A 25,319-nucleotide genomic window follows, 5' to 3' on the forward strand; every position below is an offset into this window, starting at 1 on the left:
GGGCCGGATTCAGTTAGATTTGGGTCCGGTGCACGAGATCCACCGTCTTAGCCGTCGTGTCTTCTGGGAAGTACACTTCGTACCAGAGGATGAAGGTGTAGATCGTGAAGATCTTTTGCATGCTGGACTTACCGTTGATGTGTTCGTGAAGAATCTCCATCAAGGCATCCGTGTTAAAGAACTTGTGGGCCACGTCAGAGTTAAAGGCTTCAATGATCCGTGACTTGTAAGGTTCCGTCTTGATCCAGGTTGCAATTGGGGATGGGAAGCCCATCTTTTCCTTCTTTGCGACCCGTTCTGGTAATTCAGATTCGGCAGCGGTCCGCAGAGAAACCTTAGTTTCATCCGCATGAATCCGCGTCTTAACTGGCATGGTTGCGGCAAACTTCGCCACTTCCTTGTCCACCAATGGTGTCCGAACTTCCAGCGAGTTCGCCATACTCATACGGTCGGCCTTGTGTAAGATGTCATAAGGCAACCAAGTGTTGATGTCGAAGTACTGCATCTGGGTCATTTCGTCTAAGCCCTTAACGTCATCAAACAGGTGCTTGGTGTAAGCTCCGGCATCTTGGTTGAGGCTGGGATTCTTCAAGATCTTGTTGCGATCGTGATAGTCGAACACGTAGTTCACCCGGTAGTACCGTTCGCTCAGTGGTTGCGCTCCCCGAACTAAGAACCGGCGACCGTGGAACCGTGGCAGCTTTTCGGCAATCCCACCCATCATCTTGCGGATACCCTTAGGAACCCACTTCTGATAGCGTTCGAACGGAATGGCTTCGAGGTAGGTGTTGTACCCCCCGAAGAATTCATCGGCCCCTTCACCAGATAAAGCCACCTTCACGGACTGACGCGTCCCCTTAGACAGGTAGTAAAGTTGCATAGCTGATGGGTTAGACAATGGTTCATCCATGTAGTACATGATCGTTGGCAGAATGTCGAAGTAATCATCACCAGTCATGTAGAGTGGTGTGTTCTTCTGCTTGATTTCCTTGGCAAATTCCGTGGACCAGCTTAATTCACTGTATTTGGAATTCTTAAAACCTAAGGAGAAGGATTGGATCGGTTTTAACTTAGAGGCTTCATTCAACACGTAGGAAGAATCGATCCCACTAGACAGGAAGCTCCCAACTTCAACGTCGGCAATCATATGTGTCTTAACAGACTCGTCAACGATGCCACGAATCTTCTTGGCATCTTCTTCAACCGTTTGGGTGTTGTCGATGTGGTCGTAATTGAACTTGTAGTACCGGTGCGTTTCCGTTTCGCCGTTGGCTCGGTGAATGAAATACTGACCTGGTAAGACTTTATAGACGTTCTTGAACATGGTTTCCTTTGAAGGAATGAATTCAAAGCTCAGGTGAATTGGTAACAAGGCTTCGTTGAATTCCTTCTTAAAGTTAGGGTGTTCCAAAAATGCCTTGATTTCTGAGGCCCAGAGGAAGGTCTTGCCATCGTCGTAGTAGTACATCGGCTTGATACCGAAGTGGTCCCGCGCACCGAAGACTTCGTTCTTGGTCTTGTCGTAGATGGCAAAGGCATACATCCCACGCAGACGGTCCAACAGCTTAGGACCCCAAGCATCGTAACCGTGGATCAAGACTTCAGAGTCCACGTCCGTTTGGAATTCGTAACCGAGCTTTTGCAAATCGGCCCGAATTTCTTGGTAGTTATAGATTTCTCCATTAAAAGTTAAAACTTTGGTTTGGTCTCGGTTGTACATGGGTTGCTTCCCGTGAGCCAAGTCAATGATTGACAGGCGACGGAAACCCATGACGGCTTGGTCATCCTTAAAGTATGCCTCGTCGTCCGGCCCCCGGTGCTTAATCCGGTCTGCCATATCGTTAATCGTGGTAGACGGAACATCTTTTTGATTCACATAGCCAACGAATCCACACATGTGCGTATCCCCTTTTTCTCGTTAATAGTCAGTTTAATTTGAACGTTCATTAATATTTAATGAAACACAACACCCATTATTCTAGCAAATTTGATTCGTGAATACCATATTATTAAAGATTCTTAAGCTGATAGTAAACACTGCCATCATTCTGGGGCGAACTCGGCCAGTTGATCGACATCGATAATGCGCACCTGACGGCGGCCTACCGTCTCGATGGCCCCTTGTTTGGCTAGCTGGCGTAGCTTACGACTCATGGACTCGGGGGTCATGCCTAGGTAGGCTGCCAGATCCTGTTTACTCATCGGTAAATCTAACAGCTGTGCGCGGTGACCGCTAATCTCTAGCAGATAACCTGCCAATCGTGGCAGCGCATCCGGAATTGCCAGCAAAGTAGCCTGGCGTTCGGCCGTCTTCAATCGATCGGCCAAAGCCCCTAGTAATGCCATTGAGAGCGTAGGAAGCTCGGTAATCAGATCCGTTAAGGCTGCCCGCGAGATGGTACAGAGTTCAGTGGTTTTGGTTGCTTGCGCGTAGGAGGTATGAATTTCATCCGTAAACAACGCAATCTCCCCGATAAAGTCGCCGGGATTCAGGACGCGCAGGATTTGTTCACGGCCATCCTCGGCCAAATGATAGAGCCGAACCTGTCCGGTATTCACGATGTACAGCGTTCGAGAAAGGTCGCCAGTACTGAAGACGGCATCCCCTTTACCCGCATGAATCGGTCGAGTTACCTGAGCCACGGAGGTCAGCTGATCGTCCGCTAAGCCCTGAAAAATCGGCACTTGCGACACACATTCCAGTTCTCGTTCGATTGAATGTTGATGGTGTTGATGTCCTTGTTCCATGACCACATCTTCCTTTCTCATATCCTCTATTCTAGCAAACTCCCGGCCAAAACCGGTAAAGAAAGCCTTCCCACGTGGATTGTGCTATAGTGACCATAATGAAACCGTTAACTTATTGAGGAGGAATTTTTCATGTCCCGAATGCTACATCAAGCCTGTACCTCATTTTTAGCCGGTAAAAACGCCACGATCGATGGGAATCCCCTGATCGCCCGCAACGAAGATAACGGCGTGGCCATTTGGCCCAAGCGCGTCGTGGTCCACATGACTAACGAACCCCGTAATTTGAACTTTATCTCCAAAGGTAATGAGTTTAGAACGACCCTCCCCGAGAAGGCCTACCACTACAGCGCCGTCCCGGACACCGACCCCTCAGCTGGCTTCTACGAAGAAAGTGGAATCAATGCCAAGAATGTCGCCATGAGTGCCACCGAGTCCGCTTATGCCAATAGCCGCGTCTTAGGTGTCGATCCCTTAGTAGCCAATGGGATCGCCGAAGATGCCATGGTAACCGTGGTTCTGCCCTACATTGATTCGGCAAAGGCTGGGGTCCAACGACTGGGACACTTGGTCGAAACCAATGGTGCTGCGGAGAGTAATGGCATCCTCTTTGGCGACACCGATGAGGTCTGGTATATGGAAATTGTTAGTGGTCACCACTGGGTAGCCCAACGGATTCCCGACGACGCCTATGCCGTAGTTGCCAATCAACTGGCAATTCAGGACATTGATTTTGATCGCCCACAGGAATTCATGACCTCAACTAATATTCGGCAATTCGTCCAGAGTCACCATCTCAACCCTGACGGCAATCGATTCAACTCCCGTCATATTTTCGGGACGGCAACCGCCACAGACAGCCACTACAATACACCACGGGTCTGGTATGGGCACAAGCTCTTCACTCCCAGTGCTTTTGAAAACCCAACCGATCAGGAACTACCCTTCATTCAACACGCTGAAAAGAAGATCAGCCTGCCCGAAATCGCCAACTTTCTGGGATCCCATTATCAAGAGACCCCCTATGATCCCTTGGGTACGGGCACCGAAACGGAGCGGCATCAATTCAGAGCGGTGGGCCTTTCACGGACACAGAACTCCCACATTCTCCAACTCCGTCGCGATGTTGTCCCGATGTTAGCCGGCATCGTTTGGCAATGCTTCGGGAACCCCGCCTTCAATCCCTACGTGCCCTTCTACGCCCAAGGCGACCAGTTCGCCGCTGCGTATGCCGCCGACAACACGGACTATCAGAGCGAGAATCCCTACTGGGCTAGCAAGCTACTCGACGTACTCAGTGAAAGCCACTATCACGAAAATCGCCAGGTTATTGACAACTTCTTGGGATCGACTCAGGCCATGGGCTACCAACGCCTACAAGCAGGGGATGCCATTCCAACCCCCAATTCCGCTAGTCTCGGCAGTTTAAATGTTGACACGGCCGCCAAATATGCTGCCGCCATTCAGGCACAGGCCGGTAAATTAGTTCAAGCCAACGCCGCCCTTTCGGATCTGTCTTTTACCATGGATGCCAACCTGTAAATTGGTATCACTCAAAAGCCAAATGCGCTATAATGAATTTAAGCTAGCCCCGAAAGGAATGATTATGATGGATGAAATTGTACTTTTCAATCCCGGTGACTCCATTGGGAATTTTCACGATTATCACGAGGCCGTACAGACCGCGCAGATTTATCAAGAACGCCATACAGAATCCGGTCACGTGGTCGTTGTTAAGAGCGACAACGGTGCGCCGTCTTTCGATATTTTCTTAGCGGAGCAACAGCTGGATAATGGGCAAAAGAACCCGTCCACGAGCAAGCGTTACACAATCTCTAAGAAACTTTAGGGCGTCACGCAATTAGAAATTAACCCAGTCTGCACAAAAGGAGGTCGGCCATTTTGACGGACCTTCTTTTTTCTACGTGGAAATAAAAAATAGGAACCTCGATAAACGTTAATTTACCGAGATTCCTATTTTTTGTGAATCGTTCCAAATTGTTAACTGATGCCCCGAGCAGGATTCGAACCTGTACTTGATCACTCAAACAGCGACCTGAACGCTGCGCGTCTGCCAGTTCCGCCATCGGGGCAACTCAACAACAAGTAATATATTACACTATCCGTGAATAAATGTGAACCCTTTTATTCAGATTTATTTTTTCTGCGGGAATTTAACCGCGGTCCCATAACCATGAACCACTAAAAATTTCGGTGCCACACTCATCCGGACCACCTCTGTATTGAAGCGAACTTCGATTAAACCGTCTGCACCGGCTTCCTGAGCCTGCTTCATCAATTTCTGCTTAACCGCATCAAATAAATCGTCAAATAAAGAAAATTCATCAGGCTTCTCAGAACGCATCATCGCGTGTTGTGTCGCCGTCATAATCCCTTGAATCTCGTGAGCCCGGTTGAGGCCACCCGTTGTCATAAACATTGCACTTACCTCCTAAGTTCTTCTCGTCGTTGTCCCCATGCGAAGATAAGGGCCCCCAGGACTACCCCCAACGCATTAGTCAGGACATCATTAATATCGACCCATCGATCCAGGCCAACTAGATAATTACCAAGCGCTTGTCCAGCTTCTAACGTCACGCCAATTGCAAGGCCTACCACCAACCACTGGGGCCAACGACCACCAAAATTCCAACGCCACAGTATCCCTTGTGGCATCGTCATGACGATATTCAGCCAAAACGAAGCATCAATTCCCGCGGGCTGTAAGGGCCATAACACCCAGATGCCATTGGCCCAATGGAAAGTCTGAATATCTGCAACCTGAGACCCTAGCGTCACCGTAACGGGGGTCCAAGTCAGCGCTGCCAGGCCCCAACAACCCAACCACCACCAAAGTCGCGGCCAGTTACGCTGCCGCCCGGCTTTCAGTGTTAAACCCAGAAGAGCCAAGCTAACCAAAATGAATGGTAACCAACGCATCATTGGCATTCCCCCCCTTTATACCCTTAGTATACTGATTCTTCGGTCCATCGACAATGCTTATTATGAGCCATCCAGGCCCCAGCCAGCGATACTCCGCCCACCGCTATTTTAGGCACCTCGACTAAACCGTAACGGTTGAATTCAAGTCAAATCAGCACACCTTTGCCAGCAAAAACTCAGCAAATTCTAAGTTGTTAATTATCATTCTCATAAAATTTATCTTTTTATGACAACCTCTTCTGGTATACTAAAGCCAGTTAGCGACCCAATTCGATTGTTTTCTTGTCTAACCTCTAGGTGGGCAAAAAAATCAATTCATCAATAATCATTGCACTCACCAGTCTACATGCTATATAATCGTTTTGACGTGAGGTTGACGATCTCCAGTGGGTTAACGGTCACGCCGTCACCCAACTGGCTGTCAGCAAGGTTAGTTCCTTGCTAATAACAATTTAATTGTATACAATATTCTGAAAGTATTTGAAAGGAGGCCTGTGCCATGCCAAAGGTTCCGCCAGTCTTACTCGACCAGCAACTTTGCTTCTCGATCTATTCCGCTAGCAAGAAGTTTAATCACTTCTACCAGAGTGCCCTTGCCCCATTCAGCCTGACCTACCCGCAATACATTGCGATGTTGGTTTTGTGGGAGGACGCCCCCCTGACCGTTCACCAGCTTGGTGAACGCTTAGAGCTTGATAGTGGTACCTTAACGCCACTGCTAAAACGGCTCGAAAAACAAGGTTGGGTCAGTCGCGTTCGTAGCCAAACCGATGAACGCCAGGTGTTAATTCACTTAACCGAAATGGCTACAGCCAAACGTGAAGAAGTCTATTCTCGAATCGGCCAATGCCAAACCTTGTTAGGAATGTCCGACGAGGAGATCGACGAGACGATGGCTGAATTGGCCACCGTCAAGTCCCAGTTAGATAACGTCAGTCGCCAACGACTGATTACCAAGAACATCGATAACTAAAGAACGTGCATCCAAGTTTGGAAACACTAAAGGGTCTGGGATTTCCCCAGACCCTTTTTTTAATGAATGGTGGTCACCATGGCCAACATGGCAATTAAATTATTAAAACCATGCATAAAGATCGTTGTTTGCAGCTTACCTGTCTTACGGTAAACGTACGCGAAGGTCCCACCCATGATGGCATAAATGAGCCAACTGATCGGATTGTCACTTTGATGAACTAACGAGAAGACCACACCACTCACGATAATCGGTAACCAAAAGTGGTCCTTAGAAAAACAACCACTCATTAAAATCCCGCGAAAAGTTAACTCCTCCAGAACCGGTGACGCCAACACGGCCGTCAGACTTAACATGATTAATGACAGCGGACTCTTTCCCAGAATTGTAGCAATTAAGTCATTATTTTTGGTCCCAGTTTCCTTAAAAATCACGATGTTCGCAACGTTTAGGCTCATTTCAACCACCATCATAAAGACGTAGCCTTTCACCATGAGGCCCCAGTCAGAGCCGGTTAAACGTTGCCATTTTCCCGGGACCATCCCCCGATAAATCCACAGACCAATGCCAATTGCCACGGTGAACCCAGCCACGTAGATGACCGCCCAAATGGCCTGCTGCCAGGTTGCCCCACGACTCAAGAAGGCCAAGGGTATCTGAACAATCGTGACGAGAATTAACATAACCACGAACCAACCGATGTTTTTTAAGCTTTTTAACTGTTTAAAGTTCACAATATCCGTCCTTTGTTGGCTCGCTTAACTAACCGTGGAACAGCCCGTAGAATCCCACGATCCGTTACTTCCGATTAGTCAGCAAAACCCAATTTTCTTGTTATTAATATTTTAATGGCATTTTTTCTCATTATGCGGTACTATATGGTTGCGGGCAAGTTTGAACTAAACTTCAGCTTGCGCGTGAGGCTTCTGTCCTCATTCAACAGACAGATTTCATTTTACTCCCCCAAAGTAGATGAAATTTTTACAACATAATCCCCCAATTATGTTGTAACCTTACTCTTTGGCCATTGCGACTTATCGTAATGGCTTTTTTTGTGTCGTTTTTTCTTCTGGCTCTTCTTGCTGCTTCGACGGTCGCTGGAGAATCGGTGCGATGACCGACCAGCGTTTAAAGAGAATCCGACAATCCCAGTCGTAGTCAAGGTAAAACCAACCAGACTCACGGCGGCCTGCGCCCAAGCCCCGGAAACCCAGTGCGTAGCAATCCACACTGTAGCCAGGATAATGACCACAGTTAACCCCACAATTAGACTCACTGTTCGAATGAATTTTGCCACGTCATCACTTCCTCTCAACTGTCATTGGTCAAATCTTACCACGTTTTCGACCCGTCTCACAATCTGTTTTCACTGGCACCATCAGCCTGACCGTTCAGCGAGCACTCGACGAAAAAGTGCAATCGTTTGCATTTGCGTGATACCGGCATTTATAATAATACTTATTTTGCGTCAATAGAGGGTGATTAATTGCTAATTAACAGGGGGTAGCCTAAGATTAATAGTGAATGATTGTGCAAATAATTATATAGAAAGGAAGACGATTGGGTTTGAAAATTATTACGTTACACGTTTCAGATGACGCCCTTCAGGTCAGCTATGCCCCTGCTGGAAAGCCGGCGGCCCAACGCGAGTTCACTATCGCTTACAATACGGACCAAAGTATCGGTGAAAACCTTGAAAATTTGCGGGTACGCTTAGTGGGTCTCGACGTGGATGCCGCAGTGGTCGATAACGCCCTGAGTTATCCCTTCTCCGACACCGTCGTCGGGATTAACCACCAACGAATTGATATTGGTTTAGCAATTACCAACATGCTCAACATCCCCGTAGTCAGCAGCCAAGCGATTGCCGACCAAGGACTAGAAGATGCCCTGGCTAGCAAGCGCGAATACCTCAGTTGGCACCTGGATTACTATGGACAGTACGCTGGTAAACGAAACTACGGGCAAGAGGCCATGTTAACTGTGGGCAACGGCTTCTTTGGCCTGCGCGGAGCCTATACCGAAGCTCACGCCGATGCCGACAACTATCCCGGCATGTACACAGCAGGTCTGTATGACCAACTGACAACTAATATTAACGGTCGCCAGGTCGTTAATGAAGATCTGGTCAACCTGCCAAACGCCCAAGCCTTAACGTTTGGGGTGGATCATCAAAATCCATTTCAGATTCGGAACAGTGATATTCAAGACATCTATCGTAGTCTGGATCTTCACACGGGAGCGTTGACCACAACCATGCTGGTTCAACTCTCCACCGGCCATACGTTGCAGATCAAGACAACCAAGCTTGCCAATATGACTGACTGGCACCGAATGGCTATTCGTTACAGCGTCACACCCCTTAACTTCTCCGGGTCCCTTCAGATTTATTCTGAAATCGACGGGAGCGTTGTCAACGGTAACGTCGAACGGTATCGGGCTTTCAATCAACGTCATATCCAGGTAACCGGCACCAGTCGCCAACCCGACACGATTTTCTTAGAGGGTCAGACCCAGTCGTCGAAAGTTCCCTTTATCTTCGGATCACGGTTAACTGGTCCTGGCGAGGCCTTGGATGCCCCCATTGACATCCGCCCTCATGCTGAACAGCACATTCAACAGATGCGCTCGGTTGCGGTTCAACCCAACCAGACTTATACCTTCGAGAAAAATGTGGTCTTCTTCACTGGCCGCGAAACAACCAGTCCCCTGGATCAAGCGGCTGCGACAGAGATTAACGCCGCCACCTTTGCCGACACCCTCACCAGCAATACCCATTATTGGGAGAAACGTTGGCAAGGTGCGGATATCCAAATCACTGGCGATATCACCGCGCAAAAATTAACGCGCGTCAACTTATACCACCTCTTCTCAGCCACCCAAGCCATTGCCTCAGGTAAAATTGATGCCTCCGTCAATGCACGGGGGCTCGACGGGGAAGCCTACCGGGGACACGTCTTCTGGGACGAAATGTTCGATCTTCCCGTCTACGCCTTACACGACCCCGAGCTGGCAAAACAGCTTCTCATGTACCGTTACCGCCGCCTAGATGCCGCCAAAAAGAATGCTCAGGCTGATGGTGACGACGGGGCCATGTATCCTTGGCAATCCGGCGAGTTCGGTGACGAACAATCGCAAGTCGTCCACCTGAACCCCCTGACGAATTCCTGGGATCCCGACTACTCCTCGCTTCAGCGGCATGTTTCCTTGGCCGTGGCTTACAACGTCATTATGTATACCCACATCACAGGCGATCACAGCTTCATGACCGCGTATGGTTTAGAGATGTTGAGTGAAATTTCCAAGTTCTGGCTCAGCCGGGCCAAATTGAATTCACAGACCCATCGTTACACGATTGATCGCGTCATGGGACCAGATGAATTCCACGAAAATTATCCGAATGCCGACAGTACCGGGCTGGCTGACAATGCTTATACCAACCTCATGGTCACCTGGCTCTTCAACCAGGTTCGCACCTTACGTCACGAACTACCCGCTAAAGCGGTCGCTGCTACTGACCGCAAGACCGGCTGGACGGCCCAAACAACCGACCAGTTAAAAGACGTCAGTCACCACCTGCGACTCGACATCAGTTCGGCGGGAATCATCGGACAATTTGCCGGCTACTTCAAGCTTCCCCGACTGGACTTCACCAAATATCAGAAGAAGTACGGCGACATCTCCCGGATGGACCGGATCTTGAAGGCCGAGGGAAAGACGCCCGACGCCTACCAAGTCGCCAAACAAGCTGATGCCTTAATGGCATTCTACAGCCTCGATGAACAACAGGTCTTCGGTCTCTTGGACCAACTGGGTTATCACCTGCCAAAAGGCGCTTTCGACAAGAACCTCCAGTTCTACCTCGACCGAACAACCCATGGTTCCACGCTCTCTCGTGTCGTCTACGCTGTTTTAACAGCAATGGCGGGTAACATGGACCAGTCGTGGAAACTCTTCTCACAGGCCCTTCTATCGGACTATTACGACATCCAAGGTGGAACCACTGCCGAAGGAATTCACCTAGGCGTCATGGGAGCCGTCACCCTCATGACCACCCGACACTATGCAGGGGTGGATATCTTAGCCCCTAAATTGTCGGTTAACCCCCACTTGCCGGCTACCTGGCAACGGTTGGACTTCGCCCAACTCATTCGGGGCATCCGGTATCACTTCACGATTGACCACCAGCACGTTCAGGTCACCGCAGATAAAGCAGCCGACTTAACAATTGGTGATCAGACCATAACGTTAAAACCAAACCAAACACAAACTATTTCATATTAAGGAGTTTTCAATGATGACTAAATTTGCGGATATTAAGGGTTTTGTCTTTGACTTAGACGGTGTCATTACGGACACCTCCGTCTTACATGGTAATGCCTGGCACCAACTCGCCGATTCGCTCGGTGTGAGCTGGAATGAAGACCTTGCCAACGGGCTCAAGGGAATCAGTCGCATGGACTCTCTTGAAATGATTCTGAAGTCTGGCCATAAGGAAAATGACTACACCCAAGACCAGAAGGTGGCCCTAGCTACTCAGAAGAACGACAATTATGTGGCCGAGGTGAACAAGATGACCCCCGCCAACATTTTGCCAGGAATGAAGGCCTTCCTGGATGACCTACGGGATAAGGGCTACCGGCTCTCACTAGCCTCGGCCTCCAAGAACGCTCCCCGTGTCCTCGACAAGCTGCAATTGGCCGACTACTTTCCCAAGATCGTTGACCCAGCCAGCCTAACCCATGGTAAGCCAGATCCCGAAATCTACACCAAGGGTGCGCAGGTACTCAACCTTGATCCGGCGCAGTGCATTGGGGTCGAAGATGCCGCTGCCGGTGTGCAAGCGATCAATGCTGCCGGAGAAGTTTCACTCGGCATCGGGGATGCCCACGAATTGGCAGCCGCCGACATGGTCTTTGCCAACACGGCCAGTGTCACTCTCGCTAACATTGCTCAAAAATTAAATTAATTCTCATTACCACAAAAACGGTGTCACTACTTGAAAAAAGTAATGACACCGTTTTAATCTGAAAAATTTATTGAATCAAACCAAAGTGCCGTAACCCTTTGACGATTCCGTCATCCATGTTAGTGGCTGTCACATAAGTTGCCTTGTGCTTGGCTTGAAAGACTCCGTTGCCCATGGAGACTGACACGTCGACCTCATCAAACATTTGGAGATCATTCAAGCCATCCCCAAAGGCATAGGTCTTCACGTCCTGCAATCCGGCCTCTTTCAAGAAGGTCCGAATCCCAGTCTGCTTGCTAATCCCGGTTGCCATCGTGTCCAGTGCCCGGGGATTGTTCCGAACAAAGGATAACTCACCGGCAAACTTTTCCCGGTATGGCGCCTCGTTATCACGATTGAATACGTTCAGAAAGTTAATCTCCTGAGTCTGATACCAGGTCGGATCAACCTGCGCATCCAGTCGTAACAACTTGAAATTATCTTTGGTATCCTGGTTAGCCTGACTCAGTCGAAACCCACGATTGTTGAAATAGCCTAAGGGGTCGCCCTGTTCATTCGCAAAAGCGGTAATCGCTGCGAGTTCCTTCTGTGGAATCACCGCGGCCGTGAGTCGCTTACCCTGATACTGGACGTAACTCCCATTAGCACTGACCACAGCGTCGATGTTCGTGGCGTCGAGCACATATTGAATTTCAAAAATGTTTCTTCCAGTGGCAATAACTGGTAGAATATGATGTTGTTGCATTTCGTGAATGGCGGCGATACTTGTCGGTAAAACATTCTTGTTGTCGTCAAATAACGTACCATCCAAATCAAAAAAGACGATTGCTTGATACATCTCGTTCAACCTCCTAATCCACTTATACCAACGAGTCTATTATACAACAATGACCAAAGTTCATGAAATGGCGAAAAAATATCTGTCAAGCAAATGTAGTAGCCAACTTTTTATGGTACACTATATCTTGTATATTTGATAAAAGAGGGGCTATCATGGTGATAATTACAGCTGGAATGATTGGCGTCGGCAAGACGACTCTTACTGGAAAGATTGCATCACACTTGGACACAAAGGCATTTTTCGAACCGGTTGGTGACAACCCGGTTCTACCACTATATTATGCAGATCCCAAACAATATGGTTTCTTATTGCAAATTTACTTCCTCAACAAACGTTTTAGTATGATCAAGCGAGCGTTGGCGGACGACAATAACGTTCTGGACCGTTCGATCTATGAAGATGCCCTCTTCACGCGTGAAAATAACGCCGAAGGGAACATCACGGATACTGAGTTGGAAGTTTACTTAAACCTGCTCGACAACATGATGAACGAATTGAGCGCACTGCCAAAGAAGGCCCCAGACTTATTAGTCTATGCGGATGCCGACTTCGACACCATTCTTCACCGGATCAAGAAGCGTGGCCGCGATTACGAACAATTCGACGACAACCCTGACTTGGAAGCCTACTACAAGAAGATGTGGACGGCTTATCAAGGCTGGTACGCTGACTACGACTTGAGTCCAAAGGTGCGGATCGACTTACAGAAGTACGATCTAGACGTTCCTGGCAACACGGACCTGGTTCTCCAACAAATTGATGACGCCTTAAAAGCGATTCGGACGGACGCAACGGTCTAGTTCGACGATTAACGCCGCAAACCTACGATGGGTTTGCGGCGTTTTCATTTGCGCGCCATAACAACAAAAAGGAGGCACACCTTAGGCATCCCTCCTCTTGTCACATTCTATTTAATGATCCGCCGTTTCGGATGGTAACAAAATGATTTGGCTATCACCGTCATCATAGGCTAGAACAGTCTCTGGTAACTGTGGCGCATAGGTGAAATCAGTGTCGAATCCGGCACTGACGGCCCCGCGCTTGTCGTCCGTTTGAACATACTCAAACGTCGTCATCCCCTGATTATTGTGAAGCTTAAACGTCAGCAGATTCGCTAACGGAAAGAGACCCTGGAGGTCATTGTCAATGATATCCCAGACGGCGTCGATCATGTCGCCGGGTAGGACCGCAACGGTACCATAACTGGCGTAACGTGCATGATTACTTTCAAACATTTTCTTCGCCTCCACTCTCGATCGTTTAAAACTATTATACCGTAACTATTTTCAAAACGGGAATAATTACCCCTTGTCGTCGGTCAGGTGCTGCGTCTCACGCCGGTCAAAGAAGTTGACCGCAAACGAGATGACAATCAGAATCACACCGGCAATAAAGATGGCGTGCAGACCCTGATACAAGATACCACGTAGGGTTGGTAAGACATTGGCTGGCAAGCTCAACGCCGTTTGCGGGTTGATGAGCTTGTTCATCATCGCCATACTCGTCCCATGATGGCTGACCACACCGCGCGTCATGGCAAGGTTCATGATAATCCCTAAGATAGAAACCATCATGGTCTGCCCCAGTGTCCGTGACAACGTATTGAATGAAGTTGCAACCCCAACCTCATCGACTGCGACTTGGCTTTGAACCGTCACCGTAGTCGTGGTAATGGTAATCCCAAATCCAGTTCCACAGATCCCAGCGATGACGAAGAAGCACCAGAATGGCGTACTAGCGGGCAATAATGCCATGGTTATGGCCCCAATCATCACCAGTGTCAAACTGATATTCACGATTTGATAAGGTGACCGACTCAGCAGTAATTTACCGGCAATAAACGACCCAACAATCCACATCAGAGAACTGGGTGTAATCGCAAACCCAGCTTCGGAAGCCTTTAGTCCCAGAAGACCCTGCGTCCAAGTGGGTAAGTAGACCTCAAAACCCATAATAAACCCACTCAGTAATGCGGCGATTAAATTTTGCACGACAAACGTCCGGTTTGCAAACAAAGATAACGGAATCAATGGATCGGCAGTCCGTTTCTCTTGGCGAAGGAAAGCCCAGAAGGTCCCGATAGAAATCAGGAATCCCAGGACGACGAACAACACATTGAGTTGCCCCTCCCCTAACAGTTGGAAAGTCAGCATCAAGGCCAACAGACCGAGTGACAACCAGAAACAACCGGCCCAGTCCATCGTGAATTTCTTTCGTTCCGTGCGTTCTTGTAGATAGAACCAAATCAGTCCCATGGTCACAATCCCAATGGGAATGTTAATGAAGAAGATCCAGTGCCAGCTGAGGTGGTCAACGATGAAGCCCCCTAACAATGGGGCAACAACGGCGGCAATCCCCCAAGCGGACCCGTTAAGCCCCATGACCCGAGCTCGTTGTTCCACCGGATAGATATCGGCGAGAATTGTGAAGGACACGGGCATAATAGCTCCGGCTCCAATTCCTTGTAGCGCCCGCCAAGCAATCAGCGTCTCCATACTGTGCGACATTCCCGAGAGAGTCGACCCCACAACGAAGACGAAGAGTCCGACGAGAAAGACCAGCTTACGGCCAACAGTATCGGCGAGCTTACCGTAGATGGGTGTGGCAATAGCACTCGTCAATAAGAAGATCGAGAAGACCCAGTTCATGAGGGCCACCCCTTGTAGATCGCCAACGATAGTGGGCATGGCGGTTGAGACGATGGTTCCTTCGATAGCAGACATGAAGGTGGCGACGAAGACAGCCCCCGTCACGACCTTGACACTAGTTTGTTTCTTTACCATAATTTCCTCCTACCGTTGGGCCCCACCACACAACGAAACTGAGTAGCCAATTGCGCTACTTCCCAAGTCTGTATTAAAACAGTAATACCTTATATTATCAAGGGTGAGCGCCTAAATTTCAACCCCCAACCCAAAAATCCCGCCACCAAGAGATTCCTGGTAGCGAGATTTCTATCATTACCTGCGCTTATTTGCAGGCAGCCTTCAATGCCTCTACCTTGTCGAGATGTTCCCAAGGTAAATCCACATCAGTCCGGCCAAAGTGACCGTAAGCTGCTGTTTGCTTGTAAATTGGACGCTTCAGATCCAGCATCTCAATGATCCCGGCTGGACGTAAATCAAAGATCGCACGCACGGCTTCCGCCAGCTTACTTTCCTTGACCACACCCGTCCCGAACGTATTGATCGAAACGGAAACGGGTTCCGCAACCCCAATCGCATAGGCAATCTGAACTTCACATTCGCTGGCTAATTTGGCAGCCACAATGTTCTTGGCAATGTAACGCGCGGCGTAACTAGCCGAACGGTCCACCTTGGTGGCGTCCTTCCCGGAGAAGGCCCCCCCACCATGGTGAGCGGCACCACCATAGGTATCCACGATAATCTTCCGACCCGTCAATCCGGCATCCCCTTGAGGACCCCCGATTACGAAGCGGCCAGTCGGGTTAATGAAGTACTTGGTCTTGTCATCCAACAACTTAGCTGGAATGACTTCCTTAACCACCTGGTCGATGACGTCTTGGCGAATCTGGTCCAACGTGACGTCAGGGTCATGTTGCGTACTCAAGACAACCGTATCGACACGCATTGGCTTGCCCTCATCATCGTATTCAACGGTAACTTCTGCCTTGGCATCGGGACGGAGGTAATCAATAACGCCGTTCTTCCGCAGACTGGCAATGCGTTGCATTAAAGCATGACTCAACATGATTGGGAGTGGCATGAGCTCTGGGGTCTCATCAACGGCATACCCAAACATCAAGCCTTGGTCGCCGGCACCAATCTTGTCTAACGGATCGCCGTCACCCTTCCGCGTTTCCAGGGAGTCATCGACCCCTTGGGCAATGTCGGGTGATTGCTCGTCGATGGCGACCAACACGGCACAGTTATCACCATCAAAGCCATATTGACCGTCGGTGTAACCAATGTCTTTAATCGTTTGACGAACCACTTTTTGAATGTCCACGTAAGCCTTCGTTGAGATTTCCCCAAAGACCAGGACCAACCCGGTCGTCACAGAGGTCTCACAGGCTACCCGTGAGTCTGGATCTTGTTCCAACAGCGCATCGAGAATGGCATCACTGATCTGGTCAGCAATTTTATCTGGATGGCCTTCCGAAACGGATTCGGACGTAAATAAATGTCTTTCTTGCAATGGATATTCCCCCTAGATAGTGTTGACGCAAGTTGACCGATAATCTCGCGCCAGTCGGTTACAAGGCAGCTTCACAAGAATCGTGAATCCTATCGGGAATTGACTCATAACTCAAGTATTCTAACATAAATTCCCGGACCTTAAAAGAAACCTACCCATTATATGAAAGAATGATTGACCCCGCGCGCAACAATTACTAAGATTAAAGACAAATACTATAATTCGTCGAATGGAGCGATCCCATGACTAAATTCATGGCCCTTTTAAAAAACAGAACGGTTCAGCAATTATTTATCTACACCGTCTTTCAAAACATTCTTTGGTGGGTCGCCGGATCGACGGCGGCCACAGGCACGCCCCTACCTACCCTGGTTAAATTCTACCTATTAGTTTATGGAGGATTCTTGGCAGCTGGAAGCTTTCTGATCCTCAACCGTCACTTTCAATCGGCGATCGGCCCCATCCTTGTCGTGGCGGCCGCAACCATGGGCTTCTTAGCGGCACCAGATAACCGGCTCATTCAGCTCTTTGCGCTTCTGATCTGCATTTTCCTGGTTCTGGTCTGCGTCCCTCAGTTGGGACTCCAGTCCGTGTACGGCTTAATTGTTTTCAGTGCGCTCAGTGGTTGTGGGGTACCGGTCATCCTGTTCTACCTTAGAAATCACTACCTCGCTTGGCAATTCATGCTTCCCCTCTTACCGATTATCTTCAGTTACCTGGCCTTCTACGAATTTCACTTCATTCCCCAGGCCTGGGATTGGCGGTTGACCCTAATTACACCGGCACTCCTGATCGTGACAATACTTATCACCCAGGCTTTTTCCTGGCAGATTGCCATTGCCAGCCTGCTGGTCGCCGGTTATGGGTGGCTCCAGCGTCGCATCAATGTTCGCTACCGCCTAGTCACCACCAGCGTCGTGCAACTCATCTTGGGACTGCTAGTGCTTGATTAATCTGGTGATATAAACTTAAAGTTTCGCTAAACTCCCGGCAATTCTTAAATCCGATGATTTGGCTGTGTTAGAATGAGCCCATCAAGCAATGGAGGAATTCAAATATGCCCGAAATCAGAGTGATCGGCGATATTCTTAGCGGAAAGTTTCGGCCCACCCTCACTGGTAATCCAATCGTTGATGCAGCGCTCATCAATCGATTTTGTCAAAGTCTCATCACCGCGCTCGCACTCACTCCAAATTCCGTACAAGCGGAACATCACTGGAACCTCACTATCGATCCCACCAAAGTCTATGTGATTGATTCGCAAATTTTAGCAGCTAGCGGCCATCAAAACCGATTGGCCAACGTCATTCCAGTTAGCCACGCTGAGCTCTTACACGGCCAAATAGGCGCCACTCAGGAGCAGCTCGTTGCCGTGTTGTCCGCTCAGTCGTCACCTAATTAATAAAAACCAACCCCGCGATGTGGTTGGTTTTTTTGTTGTCATTTACGTAAAATCCTGAATACCGACCAAGCCTGCTTGCAACCACGGAGTGGCCTCATCCAATCGTTGTTGGAGCGACATGAGGCCATCGATCAGCGCCACTTCCTTGCCCGCAATATAGAACTGCGTCTTGACGCGATAGAGACGGCCCTGTTCAATATCAAACTTTCGTCGCAATTTGAATCCATACAATTCATAGGTCAACGTCTCAACGGCTGTCCCCTTACTCACAGTGACGAGATCTGCTTCACTTAACTCACTAATCGGAAAACTATGCTTTTGGTGGCTCTCCCGATCCCAGAGCTCGATTCGATAATGCGCTTCGGCCATGCGAACGAGGAAATTCCCCAATGAACAAAAGAATTGTCGCCGAAAATGAACCAAGTCATTCACATCACGATAAAACAAGTGTTTCAGTCGATGATCATCGACGCCCATACCCAAGAGATCTTCGAGATGATGTTTCATGTCCAAGTAACTGTCGTGGGAAACCAAGAATTCCGCAATCTGATCACGCTGACTGCGAGTCAAAGGTTCCATCATTGCTTCTTTAGAAACGTGTCGGCACTTTGTAGAAGTTGGCGTCACATTTTCTTTGTCGGACATTAAAGTCTCCTTATTGGTAGCCCTTGTTGGCTATCCAAGGGTACCTTAACACGTTAGCGATCAAATACATAGCCCATATTATTTATAAGGCACGTGGTATAGGTCGGTCGGCTTTGCATGGTCAACCAAGAACATACAACCTTTCTTGGGTATGGTCAGGAATACCCGCATAATCAGCCACTTATTGTCTGTTTATACATCATTTAATATTTATAAATAAATATTATCTCACCGGTACTTTTTTAAAAAGCCATCCGCATATACTTTCCTTACCAAGGCGCGTATATTGGAAAGTAACACCAGAGGAGGAACCATTATGTCAGAAATTTTAGTTACTACCACCGAAAAGATTCCCGGCCAAGACTACGAAGTTCTAGGCGAAGTCTTCGGTTTGACCACCCAATCCAAGAACGTTTTGCGAAATATTGGCGCCTCACTCAAGAACGTTGTGGGTGGCGAGATCAAAGATTATACAAAAATGCTGAACGAGTCTCGTGAAATTGCCATTGAACGTTTGCGGCAGAATGCCGTCACTATGGGGGCAGATGCCGTCGTAATGATGCGTTTTGATTCCGGTTCCATTGGGACAGATATGCAATCCGTAGCAGCATACGGAACTGCCGTTAAGTTTCGGTAATTACCACAACATTCAACTTGTGTAACGTTGTAAACGTTCGTCGCTTATCATCTGATTAGATCGTCAACAGCATAAAAGAGTCACATGAATCATCCAAATTTGGATAACTCATGTGGCTCTTTTTTTGATCTTTATCGACTTTTCCATCGCTTTTCACGGAATTATCTGTATAGCCAGAAAGCTTGATGTGTAACCATTTGAACGACTTTTTTGTCATGTTTTTGTCATTTATATCTACATCCGGATTATTGTCCCCTGGAAACTATCCATACTCACTAATATGTCTCACCAACTGATCCACTACTCGCTTTATACTAACCATAGTCAATAAGATAGCAAACAACTTAAAAGTGATTATTCGGAATTTAATGGATTAAAAGAAAGCAGGTTATCAACATGTTAAAGAAAATTGTTAAATGGACAGTCTTAGTAATTGCAACCATCGTCTTGACGTTCACTAGTCTTACCGGTTCCATCCTCGCATCCGCAAAGACACCTTCTTGGGGTCACTGGGATGACACCACCATTACTTACAAGACTAAGAACACTTCTTCCTATTACAAGAGCATTTGGAAAAACGCCGTTAAGCGTTGGAACAAAGTCGGCGTCGTTCAGTTAAGAGCTGCCAAGTCTGGCGAAAAGGCTGACATCACCTTAACCTCTTCCAAGTCGCTGAGCACTAAGAGCGGCAAGCTGGCTGGTTACACCAACTACTCTTACTTAAAGAAGAGTGACAACAACAACGAAATCGTTTCCGCTAAGTCTACGCTTAACCGGAGCTTGTTATCCAAGTACAAGTACTCCAAGAACCAACGGACTAACGTGGCTACTCACGAAATTGGTCACGCCATTGGCTTAAGCCACTCCAAGAGTGAAGACAGCGTGATGTATGCTTCCGACCGTTACGCTTCAATCGACCACCAAGACAAGGTTGGTTTACAAGTAGCTTACGAAGACTAATCACTTTAAAACAATTTTCTAACAAAACCTGCAAAAACGCCTAGCCAGTCCAGCTAGGCGTTTTTAATTGTCTAAATTTTGATAACCATGGTAGGTAGACTAGCTCTGTTCTCCTCTCGACTCGTTGTAACGGCGCTCCTAGTCCCGGAGTGAACAACTAGCCTCTATTGGTAACACCAGTCTTAGATGGCCCCCAGGCCGTTCTATTGGGGCGCTTCTCAACATGACAGCAGACATCGCTATCATCGTCATGATAACCGCGTTCCACTGTATGACTAGGTTCACCAGGTTCTCTAAGGGTGCACTCACAAAGGCCTTAGAACGACGTTACTGTCTACAAGCGGGTTACGGCGTGTCGAACACTGTCTCAGAATACGCCTCCGAAAACCGTTTAGACTCATTACTAGTAGAGATCTCTTTAATAACTGGTGCCTCCCCTACCTCTCCGGTATAAGGGTGGTCCTCTAGCAAGAACTGTGACCTCATTGCGCCCCACCCATGCTTGTGACGCCCAAATAAGTTAAGCTCTTACCTGGCTGGACCTATTGCTAATCAACTATCCGAAAATAGACACCCTGATGACCTAGCTCACGTGACCCTACAAAGGCTGGTTAGCCATCACTGGCATAATTCCGTATAGGTGTGTCGCTTACCCCTGACAAGCTACCTAACGTGCATCTGTACCATCTTATCAGTGGCCGGGTGAGTTCTCTCAACACCTTATATTCGTCGCCAGAGAACACCTGCTAGCCAGCACGTCCCCCTTAGCTAGTCTTTGGGAGTGCCTCGTAGTCTTTGCTAGCATCGCCGACAAGTGGACACAACCCTCTTCATTAGGGGGTGTCAAAGGAGCATGAGTCCACGTACGACTCAAAATTTATAGGACCTAACAAAAAGGTCTCAATCACTGACAAATCAGTAATTGAGACCTTTTAAGAATATTCCGTGTATTACTTGTGATACCGGAGGTGGGGTTTTAATTAGACGTACCAGCCTTGATATAACAGCATTCTATTTTTAAATGGGTGATTTTTGGGAGCAATTTTCTTCAAAAAATATAATCTATACTAGAATATATAATCATAGGTCGGTAGGCTAAACCCCAATTGGTCATCTGAAATACCCCTTATATAATGGAAGAATTTTTATTACAACAACGACAAAACGGCGTAACCCAATTGAGGGCTACGCCGTTTTGCCAATTCATGCGGTGACCGTCCCCTACAATGACGACCACATCCAGAGTACATGATTTTACTGTTACATCAACCGAACACGCATTCTTTTTCGAAATAAATTCATTTAACACTTGATAGTGTACACTTTTTGGTGTAATATAATAGATGTAGGGAGGTGATAGAAGTTGTGGGACAAAATAATAAGCCTACTAACATCAATCTTCTCGTTAGTAAGCTCCATCATTGCTCTTGTGACAGTCCTGGCGGGTAGGCACAAGAAGCAACATAGTAAGGATAAGCGAGTGGGAACACCCGCTTATTCCTTATACTCTAATTATAGAGCAGAAAGGATATGAATGACAATGAGTATTGTCGCGTTAATCGTTTCAATCATCGCATTGATTGTCAGTATTGTTTCATTCGTGATTGGACGCCATGACTAAACACATTAATTTAAATGATCCCGAAATTATGACCGCTAAGGATGCTGCACTTCGTTGGGGGAAAGCACCGGATTACGTTCGTCAGGTTCTCCGAAGTAACCCCTCCCGTTTCCCGGAAGGAACAGTAAAGCTATTCGGGCGCCAGCTAATTGTAACGCGTGAAGGTATGGAAACTGTAACCGGTCACGAAGAGACGAAAAGCTAATCCTATAACAATATACCGAACATATTATCGCTTTATATTCGAACGCATATTCTATATATATTAATTTCCATAGATATTATAGTTATGTCGTGACAAATAAAAAAAGACTATGTATACTGGTCTTAGCGAGTACCAGTACACATAATCTTTGAGTAAGCCAGTTGTTATTAATTTAACTGCTGGCTTTTAATATGTTTCGGAGATAATTTCAAGCACAGAATCTAAAAACTCTTGAGGACAATGCTCAACAAGCCGGTGCTTTACGGGCTAATCGTTCATAACAAAAGTAATATGAAATAGGTCAAAGGTACAGATTGGTCTTGCTCTTACTAATCTGTACCTTTTATTATACCCAATAACAATAAAAAAGGCCACCCACCCCGTAGGGAGTGAGTGGCCTTTAAGCTACTTGACGAAGCTGTTAATTTGTTTGTTACCACTAATATACATGCCGTTCGCCAGGCGAATCCGCGACGTATCTCCGTGCGCCACAACCTCCGCCACGTCAAATTCAGTGCCAGCAGGTTGCCAGTCAACCGTGTGGTGTAGGTTCACGTCCTTGAAGCGGTGCGTTCCACGTACCGACTTGACCCGTTTGATCTTACTACCCGGCACAAAGTAAAGCCGGTTTACCCGATCCGTGTTGGCCGTGATGTAGTACCCATTGGCCAACTGGAACCGCGTAATCTTCCCATACTTGACCAATTTGGCGATTTCAAACACAGTTTGGGCCGGGAAACTATCCACCTTGTGCTTAAATTCGACGTCCTTATACCGGTTAATCCCTACGCGCGAATAAATCACTTTTGGATTGTATTGGTAATAGGTTGCCTTCTTCGGCTTGGCTTTAGTGGTCTTGGCCGCGGACCCGTAATAGTAGCTTGAGTACATCTGGGACACATCAAATCCGCCGTAGCAACCGGCAAAGTGTTTATTGCTGGTCCATTGCCAACCCATATAGGACTTGTAAAAGTTCAAGCCAGTTGGGTTACCCGGGTAGTTAGCAATCCAACCACCCCGGCCAGCGTTGTTGAGCGGCATGGAGTTAATCCATGACCCCATCGTGTACACGTCCGTCTTGGGGTAACCCATGCGGTGGACTTCGCTAATCCATGCCTTGATGTTGGCCGCGTTGCGGTTCCACCCGAGGTTCGTGGCCTCAAAGTCCAATACGATTACACTGTCCTTACCTAGACCGGCGTTGTACGCACACCGCGCCGCCATTTGGGCCTCGGCCTTGGCCCCGCCGGTCGTCGTAAAACGGGCGAAGTGATAGCCATTAACGTGGAGCCCGGCCTTAACGGCATTGCGAATACTGGTCTTCGCCGTTTGATCCGTGAAAAAAGTGCCCTCGGACAGCTTTGCAACCATCGCGCGGACACCATATTTTTTCATCGATCGCCAGTTACTGTAGGCCATGACCCCGTTGTTATTAGACGTATCAACCATGTCAAAATGTGGCATTACTTAACATCTCCCTCCACTGGGGTTGAATCAGACACTTCGGTGGTTTCTGGTACGGCCAGCGGTGCCGATTCGGCGGTTTCGGGTGCCGCCGCCTTCTTATCCTTGGCCGCCTCCAACTGCATAGCGGTTTCAATGGCCGCAGCATTGCCCGCGTCATACTTGGCCTGTTTGGCCTGCGCCGCCGTGTCCTTAGTGGAAAGCAGCTGGTAGGCCTTTTCAATTGCGGCCGATACCACAACCGGGTCAACTTCATGCCCCATCCCCTTTAGTTGGGTGGTAACCTGGGTAACCGCTGCTTGCCGCTTTTGGTCGTTTGGCAATTCATAGTGGGTCGAGTAGAAAGCTACAGCGTTCGTAGCGAAGTTATCGAGGATTCCCAAGACTTCGCGTTGTTGAGCGGACTTGTTAGCCGCGATCTTTTGCTTTAAGGCCGGATTAATCCGGGTAAACCACCCTACGAGGGCAAAAATAATGACACCCAGAAGCCCGGTGTCGTTTAGTAACTTGATCGTTTTAAATGCAGTGTTCACAATATATGCCTCCTATAATTTTCCATATCTGATTTGATACTCACGATTCTCTCGTTCCAGGACAGCGTTACGCTGCTTTAGCTGTGCAATCTGTTGATTAAGTTCGTCCTTCATTGCGGAACTTTTCTCCTGTAATGTTGCTAGATCGGCAGCAGCCTGTTCTCGGTCAGCCTTAGCTTGCTTCCGGTCGGCCTCCCGATCATCACGTAATTGCTGATTATCCTGCTTAACAGTGGTCAGAATGTAGGATTCAAGCTCCTGGCGGTCGGAATTGTGGCCATGGATAACACCCCAAATTGCCACGGCAAAAGTACCAATGGCCCCTAATAAAACTGTGAAGTTACTAGTGCTCACCGTGGTCACCTCTCATCAGGGTGCCGATTAGTAGCACCAAAACCAGCATTGCAAACACCCACGTCAAATTAAAGCGGGCATCAAACAGGCCCCGCACCATAAATGCAATGGTCAGGGCACCGACGGCCGGTGATAAGGCAACCATGCCCCAGTCCCTTAAGCGGCGACTATAAAACATAACACCGGCAAGGATCAGGCCCCCACTAAGAATAAGCAACAGGGCAAACCACCAGTCGTCCGCAAAGCCGAAAATGATGTGTTCAATTCGTGGTGGTGGAGGCGGGGGAGTCACCCGGGGATCATCTAAATAGACTTGATGAAACCAGACATACAGGCCACCGACGATTGAAAATAGGCCAAAACAGAAATGGTTCCAATGCCGCGTAATTCGTCGCAGTGGTCCGTCTTTAGGATCATCGATCATTAATTACCCCTCCTTCCCTATAAAAATTCCCAAAAGAAAAGCACCAACTAGAATCGTAATGCCTAAGCAGGCATAGATTCGTCGGTGCCGGAGGAGTTTTTTACGACGGTAGAAATCCCAAGGATCTGTTTTACTTGGTCGGTCAGAATGGCAGGCACTTGGTCAATGGTACGGACCCCGTCTAAAACGAAAGATGCATAAATTGCTGCTAAAGAACTGAAATTAGTCATAATAAATTATCTCCTTATTTTTGATCGAGTAATTTTGAAACTTCGTCATATACTTGTACTGGTACTTGGTTCAAAGTACGGTCACCGCGTTGTACAGCGGCCACATAAACCTTGGCCAGGAAACTAAAATTCATGTTCTCACCTCCTACTTAGTAGTTGTTCCAGTCGTGGCGGTCGATTGTGAGAAGACAAAGTCACTGATTTCCAGTAAT

Annotated in this window: 28 protein-coding genes, 1 tRNA gene and 1 riboswitch; of the genes, 11 read left to right on the forward strand and 18 right to left on the reverse strand. The window is 48.0% G+C overall.

The window, feature by feature from the left end; translation table 11 throughout:
* Positions 1-13: 13 nt before the first annotated feature.
* The gene (gene asnB, locus EKM70_RS03480; RefSeq protein ID WP_125545296.1) at positions 14-1,897 is read right to left on the reverse strand and encodes an asparagine synthase (glutamine-hydrolyzing); all 1,884 of its coding nucleotides are present in this window, start codon (positions 1,895-1,897) and stop codon (positions 14-16) included.
* Between the two features lie 146 nt (positions 1,898-2,043).
* Positions 2,044-2,748 carry a Crp/Fnr family transcriptional regulator gene (locus tag EKM70_RS03485; protein ID WP_125545443.1) on the reverse strand — a complete coding sequence of 235 codons (705 nt, stop codon included), beginning with the start codon at positions 2,746-2,748 and terminating at the stop codon, positions 2,044-2,046.
* A gap of 132 nt (positions 2,749-2,880) precedes the next feature.
* On the opposite strand from EKM70_RS03485, the gene EKM70_RS03490 reads away from it, so the two are divergent.
* Entirely contained in the window at positions 2,881-4,290 is a 1,410-nt protein-coding gene (locus tag EKM70_RS03490) for a C69 family dipeptidase (RefSeq protein WP_125545298.1), read from the forward strand.
* Between the two features lie 67 nt (positions 4,291-4,357).
* On the forward strand, positions 4,358-4,597 hold the full coding sequence (locus EKM70_RS03495) for a hypothetical protein (protein WP_057879102.1): 240 nt from the start codon (positions 4,358-4,360) through the stop codon (positions 4,595-4,597).
* 160 nt (positions 4,598-4,757) lie between these two features.
* Here EKM70_RS03495 and EKM70_RS03500 read toward each other — a convergent pair.
* The 3 genes from EKM70_RS03500 to EKM70_RS03510 all read right to left on the reverse strand — a co-directional run bounded on the left by EKM70_RS03500 (position 4,758) and on the right by EKM70_RS03510 (position 5,691).
* Positions 4,758-4,841 (reverse strand) — tRNA-Leu (locus EKM70_RS03500).
* Positions 4,842-4,903: 62 nt separating this feature from the next.
* On the reverse strand, positions 4,904-5,188 hold the full coding sequence (locus tag EKM70_RS03505; RefSeq protein WP_125545301.1) for a heavy metal-binding domain-containing protein: 285 nt from the start codon (positions 5,186-5,188) through the stop codon (positions 4,904-4,906).
* A gap of 5 nt (positions 5,189-5,193) precedes the next feature.
* Complete coding sequence (locus tag EKM70_RS03510; RefSeq protein ID WP_125545303.1) at positions 5,194-5,691, reverse strand: VanZ family protein; 498 nt, start codon at positions 5,689-5,691, stop codon at positions 5,194-5,196.
* Positions 5,692-6,190: 499 nt separating this feature from the next.
* Here EKM70_RS03510 and EKM70_RS03515 point away from each other — a divergent pair, with 499 nt between their 5' ends.
* On the forward strand, positions 6,191-6,664 hold the full coding sequence (locus tag EKM70_RS03515; RefSeq protein ID WP_125545305.1) for a MarR family winged helix-turn-helix transcriptional regulator: 474 nt from the start codon (positions 6,191-6,193) through the stop codon (positions 6,662-6,664).
* Positions 6,665-6,723: 59 nt separating this feature from the next.
* On the opposite strand, the gene EKM70_RS03520 is transcribed toward EKM70_RS03515, so the two are convergent.
* Positions 6,724-7,398, reverse strand: a complete 675-nt coding sequence (locus EKM70_RS03520; RefSeq protein ID WP_225416366.1) for a CPBP family intramembrane glutamic endopeptidase — start codon at positions 7,396-7,398, stop codon at positions 6,724-6,726.
* Positions 7,399-7,664: 266 nt separating this feature from the next.
* A complete protein-coding gene (locus EKM70_RS03525) occupies positions 7,665-7,961 on the reverse strand; it encodes a hypothetical protein (RefSeq protein WP_125545307.1) in 297 nt (98 codons plus the stop codon).
* Between the two features lie 269 nt (positions 7,962-8,230).
* On the opposite strand from EKM70_RS03525, the gene EKM70_RS03530 reads away from it, so the two are divergent.
* A complete protein-coding gene (locus EKM70_RS03530; RefSeq protein WP_125545309.1) occupies positions 8,231-10,948 on the forward strand; it encodes a glycoside hydrolase family 65 protein in 2,718 nt (905 codons plus the stop codon).
* Positions 10,949-10,961: 13 nt separating this feature from the next.
* A complete protein-coding gene (pgmB, locus tag EKM70_RS03535) occupies positions 10,962-11,633 on the forward strand; it encodes a beta-phosphoglucomutase (RefSeq protein WP_125545311.1) in 672 nt (223 codons plus the stop codon).
* 67 nt (positions 11,634-11,700) lie between these two features.
* Here pgmB and EKM70_RS03540 read toward each other — a convergent pair whose 3' ends face one another.
* Positions 11,701-12,471, reverse strand: a complete 771-nt coding sequence (locus EKM70_RS03540) for a Cof-type HAD-IIB family hydrolase (RefSeq protein ID WP_125545312.1) — start codon at positions 12,469-12,471, stop codon at positions 11,701-11,703.
* A gap of 155 nt (positions 12,472-12,626) precedes the next feature.
* Between EKM70_RS03540 and EKM70_RS03545 the strand changes: the two genes are divergently transcribed.
* Entirely contained in the window at positions 12,627-13,274 is a 648-nt protein-coding gene (locus EKM70_RS03545; RefSeq protein ID WP_125545314.1) for a deoxynucleoside kinase, read from the forward strand.
* A gap of 111 nt (positions 13,275-13,385) precedes the next feature.
* On the opposite strand, the gene EKM70_RS03550 is transcribed toward EKM70_RS03545, so the two are convergent.
* From EKM70_RS03550 to metK, 3 genes are all read right to left on the reverse strand, one after another.
* A complete protein-coding gene (locus tag EKM70_RS03550; RefSeq protein WP_057879091.1) occupies positions 13,386-13,709 on the reverse strand; it encodes a DUF960 domain-containing protein in 324 nt (107 codons plus the stop codon).
* A gap of 66 nt (positions 13,710-13,775) precedes the next feature.
* Complete coding sequence (locus tag EKM70_RS03555; protein ID WP_125545316.1) at positions 13,776-15,257, reverse strand: MDR family MFS transporter; 1,482 nt, start codon at positions 15,255-15,257, stop codon at positions 13,776-13,778.
* A gap of 187 nt (positions 15,258-15,444) precedes the next feature.
* Positions 15,445-16,632: a methionine adenosyltransferase gene (metK, locus tag EKM70_RS03560; protein WP_125545318.1), complete on the reverse strand. Its 1,188-nt coding sequence runs from the start codon at positions 16,630-16,632 to the stop codon at positions 15,445-15,447.
* Positions 16,630-16,747: riboswitch (SMK box riboswitch) on the reverse strand. Its footprint overlaps the gene before it by 3 nt.
* A gap of 127 nt (positions 16,748-16,874) precedes the next feature.
* Between metK and EKM70_RS03565 the strand changes: the two genes are divergently transcribed.
* Both EKM70_RS03565 and EKM70_RS03570 read left to right on the forward strand, forming a co-directional pair.
* Positions 16,875-17,585 carry a hypothetical protein gene (locus EKM70_RS03565; RefSeq protein WP_125545320.1) on the forward strand — a complete coding sequence of 237 codons (711 nt, stop codon included), beginning with the start codon at positions 16,875-16,877 and terminating at the stop codon, positions 17,583-17,585.
* 104 nt (positions 17,586-17,689) lie between these two features.
* Entirely contained in the window at positions 17,690-18,034 is a 345-nt protein-coding gene (locus EKM70_RS03570; protein ID WP_125545322.1) for a hypothetical protein, read from the forward strand.
* 42 nt (positions 18,035-18,076) lie between these two features.
* On the opposite strand, the gene EKM70_RS03575 is transcribed toward EKM70_RS03570, so the two are convergent.
* Complete coding sequence (locus tag EKM70_RS03575) at positions 18,077-18,679, reverse strand: hypothetical protein (protein WP_125545324.1); 603 nt, start codon at positions 18,677-18,679, stop codon at positions 18,077-18,079.
* A 316-nt stretch (positions 18,680-18,995) separates the two neighbouring features.
* Between EKM70_RS03575 and EKM70_RS03580 the strand changes: the two genes are divergently transcribed.
* The 3 genes from EKM70_RS03580 to EKM70_RS03590 all read left to right on the forward strand — a co-directional run bounded on the left by EKM70_RS03580 (position 18,996) and on the right by EKM70_RS03590 (position 22,102).
* Positions 18,996-19,316, forward strand: a complete 321-nt coding sequence (locus tag EKM70_RS03580; RefSeq protein WP_125545326.1) for a heavy metal-binding domain-containing protein — start codon at positions 18,996-18,998, stop codon at positions 19,314-19,316.
* Positions 19,317-19,712: 396 nt separating this feature from the next.
* Positions 19,713-20,276: a matrixin family metalloprotease gene (locus EKM70_RS03585; RefSeq protein WP_125545328.1), complete on the forward strand. Its 564-nt coding sequence runs from the start codon at positions 19,713-19,715 to the stop codon at positions 20,274-20,276.
* Positions 20,277-21,889: 1,613 nt separating this feature from the next.
* Entirely contained in the window at positions 21,890-22,102 is a 213-nt protein-coding gene (locus EKM70_RS03590) for a helix-turn-helix domain-containing protein (protein ID WP_125545330.1), read from the forward strand.
* A gap of 405 nt (positions 22,103-22,507) precedes the next feature.
* Here the strand turns inward: EKM70_RS03590 and EKM70_RS03595 are convergent, their stop codons facing one another.
* The 6 genes from EKM70_RS03595 to EKM70_RS11585 form a co-directional block, all read right to left on the reverse strand.
* Positions 22,508-23,566 carry a GH25 family lysozyme gene (locus EKM70_RS03595; protein WP_125545332.1) on the reverse strand — a complete coding sequence of 353 codons (1,059 nt, stop codon included), beginning with the start codon at positions 23,564-23,566 and terminating at the stop codon, positions 22,508-22,510.
* Complete coding sequence (locus EKM70_RS03600) at positions 23,566-24,099, reverse strand: hypothetical protein (protein ID WP_125545334.1); 534 nt, start codon at positions 24,097-24,099, stop codon at positions 23,566-23,568. The genes EKM70_RS03595 and EKM70_RS03600 overlap by 1 nt, the downstream gene beginning before the upstream one ends.
* Positions 24,100-24,111: 12 nt before the next feature.
* The gene (locus tag EKM70_RS03605; RefSeq protein ID WP_125545336.1) at positions 24,112-24,453 is read right to left on the reverse strand and encodes a hypothetical protein; all 342 of its coding nucleotides are present in this window, start codon (positions 24,451-24,453) and stop codon (positions 24,112-24,114) included.
* Positions 24,443-24,877, reverse strand: a complete 435-nt coding sequence (locus tag EKM70_RS03610; RefSeq protein WP_225416367.1) for a hypothetical protein — start codon at positions 24,875-24,877, stop codon at positions 24,443-24,445. The genes EKM70_RS03605 and EKM70_RS03610 overlap by 11 nt, the downstream gene beginning before the upstream one ends.
* 62 nt (positions 24,878-24,939) lie before the next feature.
* A complete protein-coding gene (locus EKM70_RS11345; RefSeq protein ID WP_164506316.1) occupies positions 24,940-25,107 on the reverse strand; it encodes a CD1375 family protein in 168 nt (55 codons plus the stop codon).
* A 14-nt stretch (positions 25,108-25,121) separates the two neighbouring features.
* Positions 25,122-25,241, reverse strand: coding sequence for a CD1375 family protein (locus EKM70_RS11585; RefSeq protein WP_263853592.1), 120 nt, complete (start codon positions 25,239-25,241; stop codon positions 25,122-25,124).
* Between the last annotated feature and the right edge of the window lie 78 nt (positions 25,242-25,319).

The organism is Levilactobacillus lindianensis (assembly GCF_003946095.1).
Taxonomy (GTDB): domain Bacteria; phylum Bacillota; class Bacilli; order Lactobacillales; family Lactobacillaceae; genus Levilactobacillus; species Levilactobacillus lindianensis.